The 16,923-nt window shown below is 59.1% G+C and carries 17 protein-coding genes; 13 read left to right on the top strand and 4 right to left on the bottom strand.

From position 1 onward, the window contains the following. Positions 1-14: 14 nt before the first annotated feature. From hpnE to hpnC, 3 genes are read right to left on the bottom strand one after another with little or no spacing between them, the layout of a single operon-like run. Complete coding sequence (hpnE, locus tag LKR43_RS08660) at positions 15-1,394, bottom strand: hydroxysqualene dehydroxylase HpnE (protein ID WP_227683658.1); 1,380 nt, start codon at positions 1,392-1,394, stop codon at positions 15-17. After that, entirely contained in the window at positions 1,391-2,254 is an 864-nt protein-coding gene (gene hpnD / locus LKR43_RS08655) for a presqualene diphosphate synthase HpnD (RefSeq protein ID WP_227683657.1), read from the bottom strand. Before hpnD ends, hpnE begins: the two co-directional genes overlap by 4 nt. 36 nt (positions 2,255-2,290) lie before the next feature. Then, positions 2,291-3,166 carry a squalene synthase HpnC gene (hpnC, locus tag LKR43_RS08650; RefSeq protein ID WP_227683656.1) on the bottom strand — a complete coding sequence of 292 codons (876 nt, stop codon included), beginning with the start codon at positions 3,164-3,166 and terminating at the stop codon, positions 2,291-2,293. 88 nt (positions 3,167-3,254) lie between these two features. On the opposite strand from hpnC, the gene alr reads away from it, so the two are divergent. The 13 genes from alr (at position 3,255) to phoU (ending at position 16,500) form a co-directional block, all read left to right on the top strand. Further along, positions 3,255-4,409 (top strand): alanine racemase, encoded by a 1,155-nt coding sequence (gene alr / locus LKR43_RS08645; protein WP_227683655.1) that lies wholly within the window; start codon positions 3,255-3,257, stop codon positions 4,407-4,409. Continuing rightward, positions 4,406-5,122: an SDR family oxidoreductase gene (locus LKR43_RS08640; protein ID WP_227683654.1), complete on the top strand. Its 717-nt coding sequence runs from the start codon at positions 4,406-4,408 to the stop codon at positions 5,120-5,122. Before alr ends, LKR43_RS08640 begins: the two co-directional genes overlap by 4 nt. Positions 5,123-5,148: 26 nt before the next feature. Then, positions 5,149-6,510: a DNA repair protein RadA gene (gene radA / locus LKR43_RS08635; RefSeq protein WP_227683653.1), complete on the top strand. Its 1,362-nt coding sequence runs from the start codon at positions 5,149-5,151 to the stop codon at positions 6,508-6,510. A 1-nt stretch (position 6,511) separates the two neighbouring features. Then, positions 6,512-7,294, top strand: coding sequence for a sulfite exporter TauE/SafE family protein (locus tag LKR43_RS08630; protein ID WP_227683652.1), 783 nt, complete (start codon positions 6,512-6,514; stop codon positions 7,292-7,294). A gap of 5 nt (positions 7,295-7,299) precedes the next feature. Next, positions 7,300-9,801 (top strand): ABC transporter permease, encoded by a 2,502-nt coding sequence (locus LKR43_RS08625; RefSeq protein ID WP_227683651.1) that lies wholly within the window; start codon positions 7,300-7,302, stop codon positions 9,799-9,801. Beyond that, complete coding sequence (locus LKR43_RS08620) at positions 9,798-10,520, top strand: 3-deoxy-D-manno-octulosonic acid kinase (protein ID WP_227683650.1); 723 nt, start codon at positions 9,798-9,800, stop codon at positions 10,518-10,520. The genes LKR43_RS08625 and LKR43_RS08620 overlap by 4 nt, the downstream gene beginning before the upstream one ends. Before the next feature lie 80 nt (positions 10,521-10,600). Next, positions 10,601-11,701, top strand: a complete 1,101-nt coding sequence (locus LKR43_RS08615) for a polyamine ABC transporter substrate-binding protein (protein ID WP_227683649.1) — start codon at positions 10,601-10,603, stop codon at positions 11,699-11,701. 3 nt (positions 11,702-11,704) lie between these two features. Beyond that, positions 11,705-12,835 (top strand): ABC transporter ATP-binding protein, encoded by a 1,131-nt coding sequence (locus tag LKR43_RS08610; RefSeq protein WP_227683648.1) that lies wholly within the window; start codon positions 11,705-11,707, stop codon positions 12,833-12,835. Then, a complete protein-coding gene (locus tag LKR43_RS08605) occupies positions 12,832-13,749 on the top strand; it encodes an ABC transporter permease subunit (RefSeq protein WP_227683647.1) in 918 nt (305 codons plus the stop codon). The genes LKR43_RS08610 and LKR43_RS08605 overlap by 4 nt, the downstream gene beginning before the upstream one ends. Next, positions 13,746-14,546 carry an ABC transporter permease subunit gene (locus tag LKR43_RS08600; protein WP_227683646.1) on the top strand — a complete coding sequence of 267 codons (801 nt, stop codon included), beginning with the start codon at positions 13,746-13,748 and terminating at the stop codon, positions 14,544-14,546. The genes LKR43_RS08605 and LKR43_RS08600 overlap by 4 nt, the downstream gene beginning before the upstream one ends. Positions 14,547-14,560: 14 nt before the next feature. Continuing rightward, positions 14,561-14,917 carry a Spx/MgsR family RNA polymerase-binding regulatory protein gene (locus LKR43_RS08595; RefSeq protein WP_227683645.1) on the top strand — a complete coding sequence of 119 codons (357 nt, stop codon included), beginning with the start codon at positions 14,561-14,563 and terminating at the stop codon, positions 14,915-14,917. Positions 14,918-14,933: 16 nt separating this feature from the next. Then, a complete protein-coding gene (gene rpiA, locus LKR43_RS08590) occupies positions 14,934-15,614 on the top strand; it encodes a ribose-5-phosphate isomerase RpiA (RefSeq protein WP_227683644.1) in 681 nt (226 codons plus the stop codon). 124 nt (positions 15,615-15,738) lie between these two features. Further along, positions 15,739-16,500 carry a phosphate signaling complex protein PhoU gene (gene phoU / locus LKR43_RS08585; protein ID WP_227683643.1) on the top strand — a complete coding sequence of 254 codons (762 nt, stop codon included), beginning with the start codon at positions 15,739-15,741 and terminating at the stop codon, positions 16,498-16,500. Between the two features lie 81 nt (positions 16,501-16,581). On the opposite strand, the gene LKR43_RS08580 is transcribed toward phoU, so the two are convergent. After that, positions 16,582-16,854: an oxidative damage protection protein gene (locus LKR43_RS08580; protein ID WP_227683642.1), complete on the bottom strand. Its 273-nt coding sequence runs from the start codon at positions 16,852-16,854 to the stop codon at positions 16,582-16,584. Positions 16,855-16,923 lie beyond the last annotated feature (69 nt).

Genomic DNA, 16,923 nt, shown 5'->3' with positions numbered 1-16,923 from the left:
CGGCTGAGTCTGCGTTAAGCCAGGCTGCGCAGCAGCGATGCCGCCGCCTGGCGTCCGCTGCGCACGGCGCCTTCCAGCACGCCGGGGTAACCGGTGTCGGTCCAGTCTCCCGCGACCCACACTCGCGGCCAGGGGGTGGCGACCGTGGGCCTGGCCAGGCCAGGTCTTGCGGCGAACGTCGCACGCTTTTCCACTATCACATCATGTCCTGTTACGCGCGGCATCGGGCCAAAGCGCTGCGTTTGCGCCTGCACCTGGGCCGTGACGGCCGCGACGACATCGTCCTGCTTGTGCTCCTGCAAGGCCGAAGCGTCACTGATCACAATATGAAGCAACGATGCCGTGCCGGTTTGAGCGATATGCCCGGCTGGCAAATGTGCTTCCGTGGTTTCGCGGGCAGCCAGGGCGCTGCGGTCGAAAAGCCACTGGCCGAATTGCAGCCTGGCCGGATGATCGTGCAACAGCAGCATGGGCTGGGGCAGTTGCCAGGGATGTTCCAGCTTCAGGGTAATCGTGGCGATGGGAAGGAAGTCAAAGTCCGACAGCATGTCCAGGTAGGGCAGACTATCTGGTACAGCTTCCAGTTGTGCAAGCAATCTTGATGTGGACGGGACGTTGCCGGCTACGATCGCCGCGTCAAAATGCTGACCGTCGACCGCGATGCCCGATGGGCATGCATGCAGTTTTCTGACAGCGTGACCAAGATGCAAACCGGCCCCCGGGCTGGACTGGCCGTTCAATCTGCGCAGCAGTTCATCGGGCCAGAGTTTTGACAAATCGACGCGGGGTATCAGGACGTCGGTCGCGTCTTTGGGGCCACCCAGGCTATCTCGCAGTACGTGTGCGAATAACTGGGCGCAGGCATCGGGAACGGGTGTGTTCAGTGCAGCCAGACACAGTGGTTGCCAGAAACTGCGTATGACTTGCGGTGACTGCCGGCCTTGTTCCAGCCATTGCCCCACGGTCATGCCGGCTGCGGTTTTCCAGCCGTGGCGGCGAAGTGAGGTGGTCAGGCTGATCAGCCTCAAGCGCTCTTTCAGTGTCAGGCCCTGCGCGCCGAGCACGCCTGCGAGCAGGTGTAGCGGAGCGGGTAACGGCAGCGTGCGCAGCCCGAAGCTGCCATCGGCAGCCTGCAGAGACAGACGTTCACGGTAGAACAGGCGCCCTGTATCCAGACCCAGTTCGCGCATCAAGTCCAGGGTTTCGGTATACGCGCCCAGCAATATGTGCTGTCCGTTGTCGGTGGCAAGATCCAGCGCACGCGAATGTATGCGGCGGGCGCGTCCGCCCAGGCTGCGGCCAGCTTCGAACAGGGCAACGGCATGCCCTCGCTGCAGCAGCGACCAGGCAGCCGTCAGGCCGGCCCAGCCGCCACCTATGACCGCTATCTTCATTGGCTGAGTTGCTTGACCAGGCCCCGTCCGCCACCCACCCAGATTTTCCAGGCCAGCCAGAACTTGCGTATCGGTGTAAGCGAAATGCGCTGATCGAGCACTTGCCAGTTGTCACGCTCGATTTCGTTGAGCAGCGTGTAATAGATCGCCGCCATCATCAGCCCTGGGCGTTGTGCGCGCCGGTCGGTTTCGGGCAGGGATTGTGCGGCATCGCGATAGCACTGACGGGCCCTTTCAGTCTGGAAACGCATCAGGGCGACAAACCGGTCGGAATGGACGCTGTCAATGATTTCGGCGGCGGTCACGTTGAATTTCTGCATGTCTTCCACCGGCAGGTAGATGCGGCCGCGCCTGGCATCATCGCCGACATCGCGAATGATGTTGGTCAGTTGAAATGCCAGGCCCAGCTTTTCCGCATACACCAGGGTTTCGGGCTGCGTGTAGCCAAAGATATTGGCTGAAAGCTCTCCGACCACGCCTGCCGCATGCCAGCAATATTTGCGCAAGCCTGCCCAATCATCGTAGCGTGCCTGATCCAGATCCATTTCCATGCCTTCCACGATGGCATACAGACGCTCTGCTGTCAGGCCAAAGGCATGAACGTGTGGCTCCAGTGCCTGGGTAACGGGATGTTCGGGGTTACCGGCGTACATGCTTTCAATCTGGCTGCGCCACCAGGCAAGCTTCATGCGTGCCACCGAAGGTTCCGTGCATTCGTCGACTACATCATCGACCTCCCGGCAGAAGGCATACAGGGCCGTGATGGCCTTGCGCCGCTCGGGCGGCAGGAACAGAAAGGCATAGTAGAAGCTGGAACCGCTTTTCGCGGCTTTGTTCTGGCAGTATTCGTCAGGACTCATGCGTGTGCATTATGTATGGAAATCAAGGCGTGCGTGTCAGGTTAGCGCGCGCCACAGAAGCAGCGCCCAATCGCCCTTGGCAAGTGTGGGTCGCTGAAAGAATATGTCGTAGTGTAATTGGTCAAGACGCTCAAGGATACGCAAACCCCCATGCACGACCAGTCTTAACTCCAGGCCTATCCGGCCGCCAAGCCTGTGGGCCAGTGGCAAACCTGCCTGCAGCAGCTCGCGGGCCTGCTCAACCTGTTCGCCCATCAGTGACTGCCAGCCAGGGGTCAGGCGTGCTGCCGTATCGTCGGAGTTGGGCCCGGCGCTTTGCAGCCCCAGCTGCGTTTGGGTGGCGATGTAATCTTCGGTGACGCCATGGCGGATGCGCCGGTCTTGCGGCAGATAGACCCTGTCTTTTTGCCAGTCGATGGCGACATCCTGCCAGAAATTGGTCAGTTGCAGGCCAGTGCAAATGGCGTCTGCCTGCTGCAGATTTTCGCTGTCGGCCTGACCATACAGGTGCAGCATCAGGCGTCCGACCGGATTGGCGGATCGGCGGCAATAGTCCATCAGTGCCTGGTCATCGGCGTAGCGGGTGGTGGTCACGTCCTGCTCGAAAGCCGAAAGCAGATCAAAAAATGGATCAATGGGCAACTCATGTTGCCGTATGGTTTCGGACAGTGGGCGGAATACGGGATAAAGCGGGTGGGTCTGGCCCAGGCCCAGTCTGCCGTGCTGAATTTGCCGCAACGCGTCGCGGTATTGCGATAGTTGCTCAAGCCGCTGCTCAGGCAGGGCATCGCCTTCGTCGGCGATGTCATCGGCGCTGCGGGCGAAACGATAGATGTTCTGCACCGGCACGCGCAGGCGCCGGGGCAGCAATATTGACGCAACGGGGAAGTTTTCGTAGTGATCCACAGCCATAGGCGGTGAGTATAAGCCACAGAGGCGCCCGGTAACCTCGCGCAGGAGCGCCAAGTAGTTTAGACTTTCTGCTTCTTTAGGAGGAGTCATGCCGCGTCCGATTTCAGCGACCGTTGCTGTGTCGTCGTTAAGCCATAATCTGCAACGCGTTGCGACGTGCCTGGAGCAGTCCTGCAGCACGGCCAGGCCGCGCAGGCCGAATATCTGGGCAGTCATCAAGGCCAATGCCTATGGTCATGGTATCGACGAGGCCGTGCGCGGCTTCAGCCAGGCCGATGGCCTGGCCATGCTGGATCTGAACGAGGCAGTGCGATGTCGCGAGCTGGGCTGGACCAAACCCATCATGCTCCTTGAAGGTTTTTTCGAGCCGGCAGATCTTGCTGTGCTTGATGAATACCGGCTGACTACCGCGCTGCATTCCCAGGAACAACTCGACATGCTCGCTGCAGCCACGCTTGCACAGCCTTTGCATGCCTTTGTCAAACTCAATGTCGGCATGAACAGGCTGGGTTTTTCAGAGCAGTCATATCCACAGGCCTACGAGCAGGCCCGTCAGCTATGCCGGCAAGGCAAGCTGGCCTGGGCCGGAAAAATGAGTCATTTCGCACGCGCCGATGATGATGCCGCGACCACCAGGGCGCAACTGGGCGTCTTCGAGCGCTGTGCTGCAGGCTTGCCAGGTCCGTTCAGCGTCTGCAATTCCGCTGCAACGCTTACCCCCGGCTTCTGGACCACTGTGCCAGACGATGGCGACCAATGGGTCAGACCAGGCATCTGTCTGTATGGAAGCTCTCCCTTTGCCGACCAGAGCGCTGACAGCCTGGGTCTGCGTCCAGCCATGACACTGGCTTCGCAGTTGATCAGCGTGCGGGAAATTGCCCACGACGATGGTGTTGGTTACGGGCATACATTCAGGGCCCCGAACAACATGCGCATAGGTATCGTTGCCTGCGGCTATGCCGACGGCTATCCGCGCCATGCCGGTACGGGAACCCCCATTGTTGTCGATGGGGTACGCACCACGCTGGTTGGCCGCGTATCCATGGACATGCTGGCCGTCGACCTGACACCGGTACCCCAGGCCAGGCCGGGCAGCCCCGTGGTGTTGTGGGGCGAGGGCGGGCCATCCGTAGATGACGTTGCGCTGGCGGCCGGAACCATAGGCTATGAGCTGTTATGCGCTGTTGCGCCGCGGGTACCCCGGAAAGTCATTGATTCATTCGTTCATAAGGAAATCGCGTGAAGAATAAATGTGTATTGATAACCGGAGCCACAAAGGGAATAGGCTGGGCAATCAGCCAACGATTGGCCGACCAGGGCTGCCATGTGGTTGGCCTTGCACGCAACACGCAGGAAATTGATTTTCCCGGCTACCTGTATTCATGTGATCTGACGAATGCGGGCGAGACTGAAGACATGCTGCGGGTTATCCGTGAAAAATACCCTGTCGATGCGGTGGTGAACAATGTGGGGCTGGTCAAGCCCGAGCCGCTGGGCGAGATTGACCTGGCTTCGCTCTATCAGGTGCTGGACCTTAACGTCCGGGTGGCGGTTCAGGTAACTCAAACATTTGTTTCTTCCATGAAGGCGCGCAAGCAGGGCCGCATCATCAATATTTGCAGCCGTGTTACCCACGGCGGGCAAAGCCGTACCAGCTACTCTGCCGCCAAGAGCGCACTTATTGGTTGTACCCGCACCTGGGCGCTTGAGCTTGCGCCTTATGGCATTACGGTCAATGCCGTGTCGCCCGGCCCGATTGAAACAGAACTGTTTCGTGCCGGACACCCCGAAGGCGGTGACCTCGAGAAAAAGGCACTCGCATCCATTCCCCTGGGTCGCTTCGGTTCTCCCGCCGAAGTGGCGGCGGCCGTAACCTTTTTGCTAAGCGATGATGCCGGCTATATAACCGGCCAGGTGCTGGGCGTGGATGGCGGGGGCAGTCTGGCGGGCCGGTAAGGGTCATGGCCGGTTAAACTCGCAGCATGGCCAAGTCAAAAACTCTGTTTGTCTGCAGTGAGTGCGGTGGAACCTGCCCGAAATGGGAAGGGAAATGCCCGCATTGTGGTTCCTGGAACACGCTTCAGGAATCCCGCGATGCCGGGGCTCCGGCACACCGATATGCACCGCTGGCAGGCGCCAGTCCGGTGCGCAGCCTTGCTGAAATCGAAGCACGCGAACTCCCGCGTCAACCATCGGGTATAGCCGAGTTCGACCGCGTGCTGGGCGGTGGCCTGGTGGCGGGCGCAGTGGTGCTGATAGGGGGTGATCCGGGCATAGGAAAATCCACGCTGCTTCTGCAGGCACTGGTGTCATTATCACGGGCGGTCAAGGTTCTGTATGTCACCGGCGAAGAGTCGGCCGAGCAGGTTGCATTGCGGGCCCGGCGTCTGGACCTTGTTACCGGCGATGTGAATCTGCTGGCGGAGATCCGCCTCGAGGCCATTATTGGCGCATTGACCGAACAGCAGCCCAGCGTGGCCGTGATCGATTCCATTCAAACCCTGTATTCGGGTGAACTGAGCGCGGCGCCAGGTTCGGTGTCGCAAGTGCGCGAGTGTGCGGCACAGCTTACCAGGCTGGCCAAGCAGACTGGCATCACCATAGTGTTGATCGGGCACGTGACCAAAGACGGGACGCTGGCGGGGCCCCGTGTACTCGAGCACATCGTCGATACCGTACTCTATTTCGAGGGCGATACTCATTCGTCGTTCCGGCTGATCAGGGCGTTCAAGAATCGTTTCGGCGCGGTCAACGAGCTGGGTGTGTTTGCCATGACTGACCGCGGCTTGCGCGGCGTGGCCAATCCTTCGGCGCTGTTTTTGTCACAGCACGAACAGAATGTGCCGGGTTCCTGTGTCATGGCTACACAGGAAGGTACACGGCCGCTGCTGGTTGAAATCCAGGCGCTTGTCGATACGGCGCATGTGCCCAATCCCCGCCGCCTTTCGGTGGGGCTCGAGGGCACCCGGCTGGCCATGCTGCTCGCGGTCCTGCACCGGCACGCCGGTGTGGCGACTTATGATCAGGATGTTTTCGTCAATGCTGTGGGCGGCGTGAAAATCACGGAGCCCGCTGCCGACCTGGCCGTCTTGCTGGCCATAATGTCGTCGCTGGGGAACAAACCTTTGCCCAAAGGCCTGGTGGTCTTCGGAGAAGTGGGTCTGGCCGGCGAAATCCGCCCGGCACCCCGTGGCCAGGAGCGACTGCGCGAGGCGGCCAAACTGGGGTTCAACGTAGCGCTCATACCCAAGGCCAATGCTCCACGGCAAGCAATAGAAGGACTGGAAGTCTGGGCAGTTGACCGTGTTGATGCTGCCATAGCGCGTTTGCGCGAAGTGTCCTGAGATGGCGCTGGACTGGTATGTTTTCGTGCCGCTGTGGATGCTTGCCGGCGCAGTCATAGGCTATGTCGGCGGTGTCCTGGGAATAGGTGGCGGTTTGCTGGCCATACCGCTGCTGGGCCTGGCTGCCGGCATGAGCCAGCAGGAAGCCCAGGGCACGGCCCTGGTCATGGTGCTGCCCGCCGTACTGATCACGGTAAGAAAATACAACCAGAATGCCAGAATCGATCTGGGCGCGGCTGCGGCAGGCGCTTTCAGTGCCATAGTCTTTACCTGGGTGGGAGCGCGGTTCGCGCTGGGCATAGACCCGCTCTTGTTGCGGCGTATTTACGCGGTGTTCGTGCTGGCCGTAGCGTTGTTCTATCTGTACCAGAGCCTGCGTGGATCGCGAAAATCAGGCGAGATGCCGGCGCGACGCAGCGCCGAATCCTTCCATAAAGGCTGGTTTGCGCTGCTGGGCGTGCTGGCCGGCCTGATAGGCGGTATTTTCGGCGTAGGAGGATCAGTACTGGCGGTGCCTGTGCTGACCACGGTGTTTCGTCTTAGCCAGACTGGCGCGCAAGCGCTGGCCCTGACCATGATTATTCCGGGTACTACCGTGGCATTGCTGACCTATACGGTGCATGGCCAGGCCGACTGGCTTACAGGCATCCCCATGGCGCTGGGCAGCATGCTGATGGTGCCCTATGGCGTGAAGCTGGCTTATGCATTGCCCGAACCAAGATTGAAGCTGATTTTTGGCTGCATGCTTCTTGTTATCATGATTTTGTTGCTTATCAAGGCCTGATTCTGATGCGTCCTGGAATCACTACAAATATCCGGCTGGGAGTAAAGGCACTGCGGCGTGACTGGCACTCGGGCGAGCTGCGCCTGCTGTTGCTCGCCTTGCTGATCGCTGTCGCGGCCGTGACCAGTGTCGGCTTTCTGGCCGACAGGGTGGGGCGGGCACTCGAGCGCGACTCGGGCCAGATGCTGGGCGGCGACCTTGCCTTGCGCGGTGATGAACCCATTCCCGCAGAATTTATCGACCGGGCCAGGTCTGCGCAGCTCGAGACTGCCCTGACCATGCAGTTTCCCTCCATGGCCAGTAGTGGCGATCAGGCTCAGTTGGTCTCCCTGAAGGCGGTCTCCGCGGCTTATCCCCTGCGCGGTACCATGCGGCTGACCGCGACGCCGGCGGGTCAGGCTGTCGATGTGTCGCATGCGCCTGAACCGGGCACGCTATGGGTTGATCCCCAAGTGCTTGGCCTGCTCGGCCTGGCCGTAGGCGACGGTTTGCAGGTGGGTGACAGCACCCTGAAGATTACGCAAGTCATCAGTTATGAGCCAGATCGTGGCATGCAGTTCGTCAATGTTGCGCCCCGCGTCATGATGAATCTGGATGATCTGCCGGCAACTGGCCTGGTGGCGCCGGGCAGTCGCATTGCCTATCACCTGCTGGTGGCGGGTGCGGAAGCTTCGGTCGGCGACTACCAGCATTGGCTGGAAGAAAACATGCAGCGCGGGCAGCGGCTGAGTACGCTGGAAACCAACCGGCCCGAGGTTCAGCGCGCACTGTCGCGCGCACACCAGTTTTTGGTGCTTGTGGCCTTGTTGACAGTCATGATCGCGGCCGTAGCCATTGCCCTGGCGGCGCGTCGTTTCGGCTTGCGGCACCAGGACGGTATAGCCGTGATGCGTTGCCTGGGCGCAGGCAAGGCCCAGCTGGCCTGGATGCTGTGGGTAGAGTTTCTGCTGCTGGCTGTCTTTGCTTCGCTGCTGGGGTCCGTCGGTGGCTATGTCGTGCATCTGGGGCTGGTTTCGGTGGTAGACAACTGGCTGCAAACCAGCTTGCCGGCCATTAGTTTGCGACCGGCCTGGCAGGGTATGGCAACCGGCTTCCTGATGCTGCTGGGGTTTGCCTTGCCGCCTTTGGCAGCCTTGCGCAACGTGGCGCCCGCTCGTGTCCTGCGTCGGCAAGCGGGTGTGGTCGCACGATCCTGGCCCGCCTACCTGCTCGGGCTGACGGCCTTCTTCGCACTGATAGTCTGGATGTCCGGTGATTTGCGCCTGAGCGTGGTCGTGGCCGGTGGCTTTGCCCTGATCTTGCTGGTATTCATCGGTCTGGCGTATTTGATGGTCCGCACACTGGGGCTTTTTCGTCATCGCAGCCTGGGACGCCCGGCGCTGCGCTTTGCTCTGGCCGGCATGGCACGTCGCAAAAGCCTGACCGTAGCCCAGTTGTGTGCCTTGTCGATGGGGCTGACCATACTGTTGCTTCTGGCCATCACCCGCACCGATTTGCTGGAGGGCTGGCAAGGCACTTTGCCGGCCAATGCGCCGAATACCTTTTTGATCAATATCCAGCCCGATCAGCGAGAGGCTGTCACGCAGCAGTTGCGGGCTGCCGGCGTCGATAACGTGGTGATGTCGCCCATGATACGGGGGCGACTGGTGGCCATCAACCAGCAGGCAGTGACTAGCGACAACTACGAAGATCCGCGCGCCAAGCGCATGGCAGACAGGGAGTTCAACCTGTCTTACTCCGAGGTCATGCCCGATAGCAATGACATCGTCGAGGGGCGCTGGCTGCAGCCCGACCAGTCTGAAGTGTCTCTGGAAACCGGGCTGGCCGAAACCTTGGGCATTCGTTTGAACGACAGCCTGACCTTTGATGTGGCGGGGCGCCAGATACAAGTGCGCGTCAGCAGCTTGCGCAAGGTCGACTGGGATTCCTTTCAGGCCAATTTTTTCGCCGTCATGAGTCCGGCAGCCCTTGCCGGTGCGCCGGCCACCTTTATTACTTCCCTGTACGTAAGTCCGTCCACACAGACCGTGGTGCAGGAGCTGGTCGGTACGTTTCCCAATCTGACCGTGTTCGATGTGGGTTCGATATTGGGCCAGATACAGCATGTGCTGGATCAGGTGGTTGAGGCAGTACAGCTATTGTTCCTGTTCACGGTGGCAGCAGGTGTGCTGGTTCTGGGGGCAGCCATGTTTTCAACGCGCGACGAGCGCATGCACGAGGTGGCGGTCCTGCGGGCCTTGGGCGCCAGCGGGCGTCTGCTGGCCCACGCCCTGCGTCTTGAGCTCGTGTTGCTTGGAACCATGGCGGGCTTGCTTTCGGCGTTTGCCGCGGTGGCAATGGCCTGGTTGCTGGCACATTACGTATTTGAATTTACTCTGGATCTGTCCCCGTGGCCGTGGCTGGCAGGGGTACTGGCCGGCACGGTTGCGGCGCTGATAGGGGGAAGATTCGCGCTTAAGGGCGTGCTCAATACGCCGCCATTGGTTTCACTAAGGGAGCTGGCATGACAGCACAGGCTATTGAGCAGCAAGAGCTGCCGCTGGGCCGTGACGGCGCCATGCTGGTTGATGCCAGCCGGGTGCTGCAACCTGGCGCATTTCTGTTTGATCCGACCTCTGCGGGGCTGAAGGCCGTTCCGGTCGGGAAGGGCGGGCGCCAGGCAGCATGGTTTGTTCAAGGTAATTTCGGCTTGGGCGTGCTGCGCCATTACCGGCGTGGTGGCCTGATTGCCAGGCTTAGCGCCAACCGCTACGTCTGGACGGGAAGTGCAGCTACGCGTTCTTTCGCCGAGTTCAACCTGTTGCGCTATATGTACGAATCGGGTCTGCCCGTGCCCAGGCCGCTTGCCGCAGCCTATTGGCGCCAGGGTCCGACTTATCGTGCCGCCATCCTCGTGCAGCGCATACAGGGCGTTGAGCCACTTGCCGTCATTTGGGCGAGCGCCAGTCCCGGGGTCGTGGCACGCGCCATTTACGCCATGCATGAAGCGGGTGTCTGGCATGCAGACCTGAATGCATACAATATATTGCTGGACACACAAGGCAAGGCGTGGCTGATCGACTTCGACAAGGGGCGCAGGCAGGTGCTGGAAGGGCGTCAGCGGCAAGACAATTTGCTGCGCTTGCGGCGCTCGTTGCTCAAGGTGGCGGGTGACCGGGCCATGCACTGGTGGACAGAGATGGATCGGGCTTACGGCCAGCTTGCAACGGCCGGCGGCCACATTTAGCCGGAAAAGCTTACGTTTGGGCAGAAAAGCTTTATCATCACGTTTTTTTGGCCTTTTTGTATTGTCTGGGGACATTGGCAATGACACTCACCACCGCAAAAACATGGTTACTGGGCGCAGCCCTTGCCGCAACGATGGCACCCGCCTTGAGTCAGGAACGGGTCGTCAATGTCTATAACTGGGCCGAATATACGGCTCCCGACACTATCTCGGGCTTTGAAAGCACAACCGGTATCAAGGCACGCTACGATGTCTATGACAGCAACGATGTGTTGCAGGCCAAGCTGCTTACCGGGAAATCGGGCTACGACATCGTGGTACCGTCCACGCATTATGCCGCCCGCCAGATTAAGGGTGGTTTGTTCCAGAAGCTCGACAAGTCCAGGATACCCAACTGGAAGTATCTTGATCAGGACATCATGGATATCGTCGCCCAGGTTGATCCCGGCAACGAGTATCTGGTGCCCTGGGGCTACGGTACCAACGGCCTGGGTTACAACGTCACCAAGGTGCGTGAAATCCTGGGCGAGGATGCACCGCTGAACAGCTGGGACATGCTCTTCAAGCCCGAGAACGCCGAGAAGCTGAAGGCCTGTGGCATTTCGCTGCTGGACGAGGCTTCTGCTGTTTTCCCGGCGGTACTGCACTATATGGGCAAAGATCCCAACAGCAGCGAGCCGGAAGACTACAAGCAGGCGCTGGCGTTGTTGAAAAGTATCCGGCCTTATATCCGGCAGTTCAGTTCCTCGGGCTATATCGATGAACTGGCCGCAGGCGATCTGTGCATGGTTTACGGTTATTCCGGCGACGTCATGATCGCGGCGCATCGCGCCCGCGAGGCCGGCAAACCGTACAAGATCGACTACTACATTCCCGATGGCGGTGCGCCGGTGTGGTTCGACACCATGGCTATTCCCAAGGGGGCAGCCAATGTTGACGAAGCGCTGGCATTCATCAATTACATAGAAACCCCTCAGGTGCACGCGGCCATCACCAACACCATGTTCTATCCGAATGCCAACAAGGAAGCGCGTCAGTATGTCATCAAGGATGTGGCCGACAATCCTATGATCTACCCTTCGCCCGAAGTATCCAAAACCTTGTTTGTCATCATGCCTCAGCCTCTGCCGATTTTGCGCTTGCAAACCAGCCTGTGGGCAGAGCTCAAGTCAGGGCGCTAGATCATGTCGGACAGTCGTTCAGCGGCGTCGCCCTGGTCGGGTGATGCCGACGAGTTTGTGCGGATTGAAGATGTCGTCAAGATATACGACGATACCGTGGCCGTGCAGTCGGTAAGCCTGTCGGTGCAGCGGCACGAAACCTTCGCTTTGCTGGGCAGCTCGGGTTCCGGCAAGTCTACCCTGCTGCGCATGCTGGCCGGCTTCGAAGAGGTCACTTCCGGGCGCATTTACCTGGACAACGAAGACATCACCAGCCTGCCGCCGTATCGGCGGCCGGTCAACATGATGTTCCAGTCTTATGCCCTGTTTCCTCACATGAGCATCGAAGCCAACGTCGCCTTCGGTCTGAAGCAGGAGGGGGTGGCAAAGAATGAAATCCACGACCGCGTATTCGAGGCGCTCGATCTGGTGCAGATGGCCGGCTATGCCCGCCGCAAACCGCATCAGCTTTCGGGCGGGCAGCAGCAGCGTGTGGCCCTGGCACGCAGTCTGGTGAAGCGGCCCAAGCTTTTGCTGCTTGACGAGCCCATGTCTGCGCTCGATAAAAAAATACGCCAGAAAACGCAGGTCGAGCTGGCCAGAATCCTTGAGCAGGTCGGGGTCACGTGCATCATGGTTACCCACGACCAGGAAGAAGCCATGACTATGGCAGATCGCCTGGCCGTCATGAGCGAAGGCCAGATTGTGCAGTGCGGCACACCACAAGAGGTGTACGCCTTTCCCAATTCGCGCTTTGTGGCCGGTTTCATCGGCTCGACCAATCTGTTCACAGGCACCATCGTGGTGGATGCCGCTGATCATGTGCAGATAGAAAGCACTGACCTGATTCGTCCTCTGTACGTCAGTCACGGTGTAAGCGAGCCGCTGGGTATGGAGGTGCACGTATCCATACGCCCTGAAAACATCCGTATCCTGCGTGAGCAGCCAGAGGCCGACACCAACTGGGGCCACGGCATGGTCAGCCATGTTGCCTGGCTGGGCAGCTATGCCCGCTATCAGATTCGTCTGGACAGCGGTATGGCGCTCGAAGTCACCGTGCCCGGGTTGGCGCTTGAGCAGGCTGATGCGCCAGGACTCGACGAAGAGGTCTACGTGATCTGGTCCAGCGACAACGTGACGGTTCTGCCATCATGAAGGTCTGGAACTGGCAATCCGGGCGCTGGCGCCGGCCGCTGACCATCGTGCCGCCGTTCCTCTGGCTGGTACTGTTCCTGCTGTTGCCTTTTTTGCTGGTGCTCAAGATCAGTTTCTCGGACTTGAGATTCGGCATTCCGCCCTATACGCCGCTGGCCGAGCTCAAAGAGCAAACGCTGACATTGGCGCTCAGCCTGCGTGGCTACGCCTTGCTGTTTACCGACAGTCTGTATATCTCGACCTATCTGAACTCGGTGAAAATGGCTGCGATCACCACGCTGTGTTGCATGGTCATAGGCTATCCCATGGCTTATTACATTGCACGCTCTCAGCCGGCAATACGCAATTTACTGTTGCTCGGGGTGATACTGCCTTTCTGGACCTCTTTGTTGTTGCGCGTGTATGCCTGGGTGGGCATCTTGCGCAATGATGGCCTGCTGAATAATTTGCTGCTGTGGCTGGGCCTGATTGATACGCCCCTGGAAATCTACCGCACCGACCTGGCCGTATATATAGGGCTGGTCTATGCCTATCTGCCTTTCTTTATCCTGCCGCTCTATGCCAGCCTGGTCAAACTCGATCTGCGTCTGCTCGAGGCGGCGTACGATCTGGGCGCACGGCCATGGCGTGCCTTTGTTCAGGTAACCCTGCCTCTTTCCATGCCGGGTGTGGTGGCCGGTGCCATGCTGGTATTCATTCCCACGGTTGGCGAGTACGTCATTCCAGAGATGCTTGGCGGAGCCAATACGCTCATGATGGGTCGGGTGATGTGGAACGAATTTTTCAATAATGCAGACTGGCCCATGGCGGCGGCTGTCACTTGCGTAATGGTCATGTTGCTGCTGGTGCCGCTGGTCATCTTTCAGCGTAATCAGGCCCGGCAGCTTGCCGACCAAAGTTCGAGGCTGGCATGATCAGGCCTCATCCTGTATTGCGCGCGTTGGTGCTCACTCTGGGCTATGGCTTTCTGTACTTGCCCATACTGTGCCTCATGGTGTTCTCGTTCAACGATTCAGCCATGATGACTTCGTGGTCGGGCTTTTCGTTCAGATGGTACATTGAACTGTTCAATGACCGGGCCTTGCTCGAGGCAGCGCGCCTGTCGCTGCTGATTGCCGGCCTGACGGCAACCGCGGCAGTGGTCATAGGTACCTGGGCTGCCTATGTTCTCGCCCGCATGGGTCGCTTTCGGGGCATCTCCTTGTACATAGGCATGGTCAGTGCACCTTTGGTCGTGCCGGAGGTCGTGTTGGGTATTTCGCTGTTGCTGATGTTTGTTGAAATTGGCGACCTGTTCGGCTGGCCGGATGGCAACGGCGTATTCACTATCTGGGTGGGGCACGTTACCCTTTGCATGGCTTATGTGGCGGTTGTCATCCAGGCCCGCATACGCGATCTGGATCGCTCCCTTGAAGAGGCTGCGCTTGACCTTGGTGCTACACCGCTGAAGGTGTTTTTTGTGATCACGCTGCCCCTGATCGTTCCGGCCCTGCTGGCCGCCTGGCTGCTGGCATTCACGCTTTCACTCGACGACGTCGTGATTGCGTCGTTTTTGTCAGGCCCCGGCTATACAACTTTGCCGCTCGAGGTGTTTTCCCGGGTCAGGCTCGGGCTCAAGCCCGAAATCAACGCGCTGGCTACCTTGTTTATACTGGTTGTCGGGCTGTTTGTTGTAATTGCCAATCGCGTGCAATGGCGCAAACAGGCTTAAAGAAGGAATTCCCCATGAGTACCGTGCAACTATACGGGTTGAAAAAGTGCAGTACCTGCATAAAAGCCGTCAAATGGCTGGAGCAAGCGGGCATAGGCTTCGAGTTTATTGATTACCGCGATCATCCTGTGGCGCCCGGGCGTCTTGCCGAATGGTCGCGCGAGCTGGGTGGCTGGGTAAAGCTGGTCAACCGCGCATCCATGACATGGCGCAACTTGCCCGACGAGCGCAAGAATCCAGATACCGACGAGCAATGGCTGGCATTGATAGCCGAGTATCCGGCCCTGGTCCGACGGCCGGTTACCGTGACTGCCGATGGCAGTGTTCATGTCGGATTTTCAGAGAAGAAGTACGGCGAATTATTCGCCTGAGATACAAGGTTCAAGCATGCTTACCCAAACGGAACTCAAACAGAATGTGGCCGACGCGGCCGTGCAATTCCTGCTGCCTTTTCTGGGGCCAGACGTCATTCTGGGCGTGGGAACCGGATCCACGGTCGATCTTTTCATAGACGCCCTGGCACCCCACAAAGACCGCTTTCGCGGCGCGACGTCCAGTTCCGAACGCAGTTCGGAGCGCATGCGTGCACTGGGCATCGAAGTGCTGGACCTGAACCAGGTGCCGACCATGCCCTGGTATATCGACGGAGCCGACGAGGTGGATCACGCCCTGAGCATGATCAAGGGCGGGGGCGGCGCCCTGACGCGGGAAAAAATCGTCGCCTCGGTGGCGCAGCGCTTTATATGTATTGTGGATGAATCCAAGCGGGTGGAAACGCTGGGCCGCTTTCCCTTGCCGGTCGAGGTCATACCCATGGCCCGCGAAGCGGTGGCCCGTCGTCTGGCGGCTCTGGGTGGTACACCGGTGCTTCGAGGCGACTTCGTCACTGATAACGGTTGCCAGATTCTTGATGTATCGGGCCTGAGCATCACGGCGCCTGCTGAAACAGAGGCGTTGATCAATAATATTCCGGGGGTGGTCAGCTGCGGACTGTTTGCACTGGCCGGTGCCGACCTGGTTCTGATGTCTACCCAGGCCGGCGTCAGGCGTTTTGAAAGAAACCCATAATCATATTGTCATAATCACGACATAATCGCCCTGTACCCTTGCAAGGTGTACACAGGCTACACAATGGCCGACTATAGTGATACGCTAATTGACTACTTAAACTTGCGCTGATCAGAAGGTTGACATGTCCGAGCATACGAATAAGCAATTCCATACTGACCTAGAAACCACTCGATCCCTGTTCCTGCAGATGGGTGGCCTGGTCGAGGCCATGGTCAAAGACAGCATGAACGCACTGGCCACCGGCGACATGAGCCTGATCGACCAGGTGCGCGACCGCGAAAAGGATGTCAATGCGCTTGAGGTCGATATCGATGAGCGCATCAGCCTGCTGATTGCGCGTAATCAGCCTACGGCGATCGACCTGCGGCTATTGCTGTCGGTGTCCAAAATGCTGACCGACATGGAGCGCTGCGGCGACGAAGCCGAGAAAATCGCCAAGATGGCGCGCCGTCTGCACGACAGCAACAGCAACTACGAGCCTGTCGTTGAGCTGCGCCACATGGCTACCGCTGTTACTTCCATGATCCGCGACGCACTTGACGCCTTTGCACGTATGGATCCCGTTCATGCGGCCCAGGTCGTGCGCAACGACAAGGAAGTCGACAAAGAATGGAAGGGTTCCTTGCGTCACGTCATTACCTACATGATCGAAGACCCACGCACCATTTCGCATTCGATCGACCTGATCTTCATTGCACGGGCGCTAGAACGCATCGGTGATCATGCCAAGAACATGGCCGAGCGGGTCATTTATATGGTTCACGGCGACGACGTCCGTCACCTGGGTCTGAAGCAAACGGAACGTCTGGCGCGGGGCGAGGGCTCGCCCGAAAATCAAACCGACGGCGACAAGCCGGCCGGCTCAGAAGACCAGCAGGCATAAACACAAACCGGCAGGTACTACAAAAAACGGCAGCCATTCATGGCTGCCGTTTTTTGTTTCAAGCCAGCCTGTGGCCTTGCATCAGGCTGAAGGCGGCACGTAGCCCTGGGCTTCAACGTTCTGGTCTTCAAACAGAAAGCGTTGCATTTGTTCGGCCAGGTACTTGCGGGCCCGGGCATCGGCCAGGTTCAGGCGATTTTCATTGACGAGCCGGGTCTGGGTGTCCATCCATTGCGCCCAGGCTTCCTTCGAGATACTTTGCCAGATGCGCACACCCAGATCACCAGGGTAGGGCGGGAAATCCAGGCCTTCGGCTTCCCGTTTGAGTTTTACACATTGCACCATGCGTGCCATAACAGTATTACCTTTAGAACGAGTTGGCTAACCGGGTCATTGTACCGGCACGCGCAGCAGGCGGTTGCC

The organism is Pusillimonas sp. MFBS29 (assembly GCF_020687695.1).
Taxonomy (GTDB): domain Bacteria; phylum Pseudomonadota; class Gammaproteobacteria; order Burkholderiales; family Burkholderiaceae_B; genus Pusillimonas_C.
Note: the sequence above shows the minus strand (reverse complement) of the source record. Positions and strands in the feature narration are given on the sequence as shown.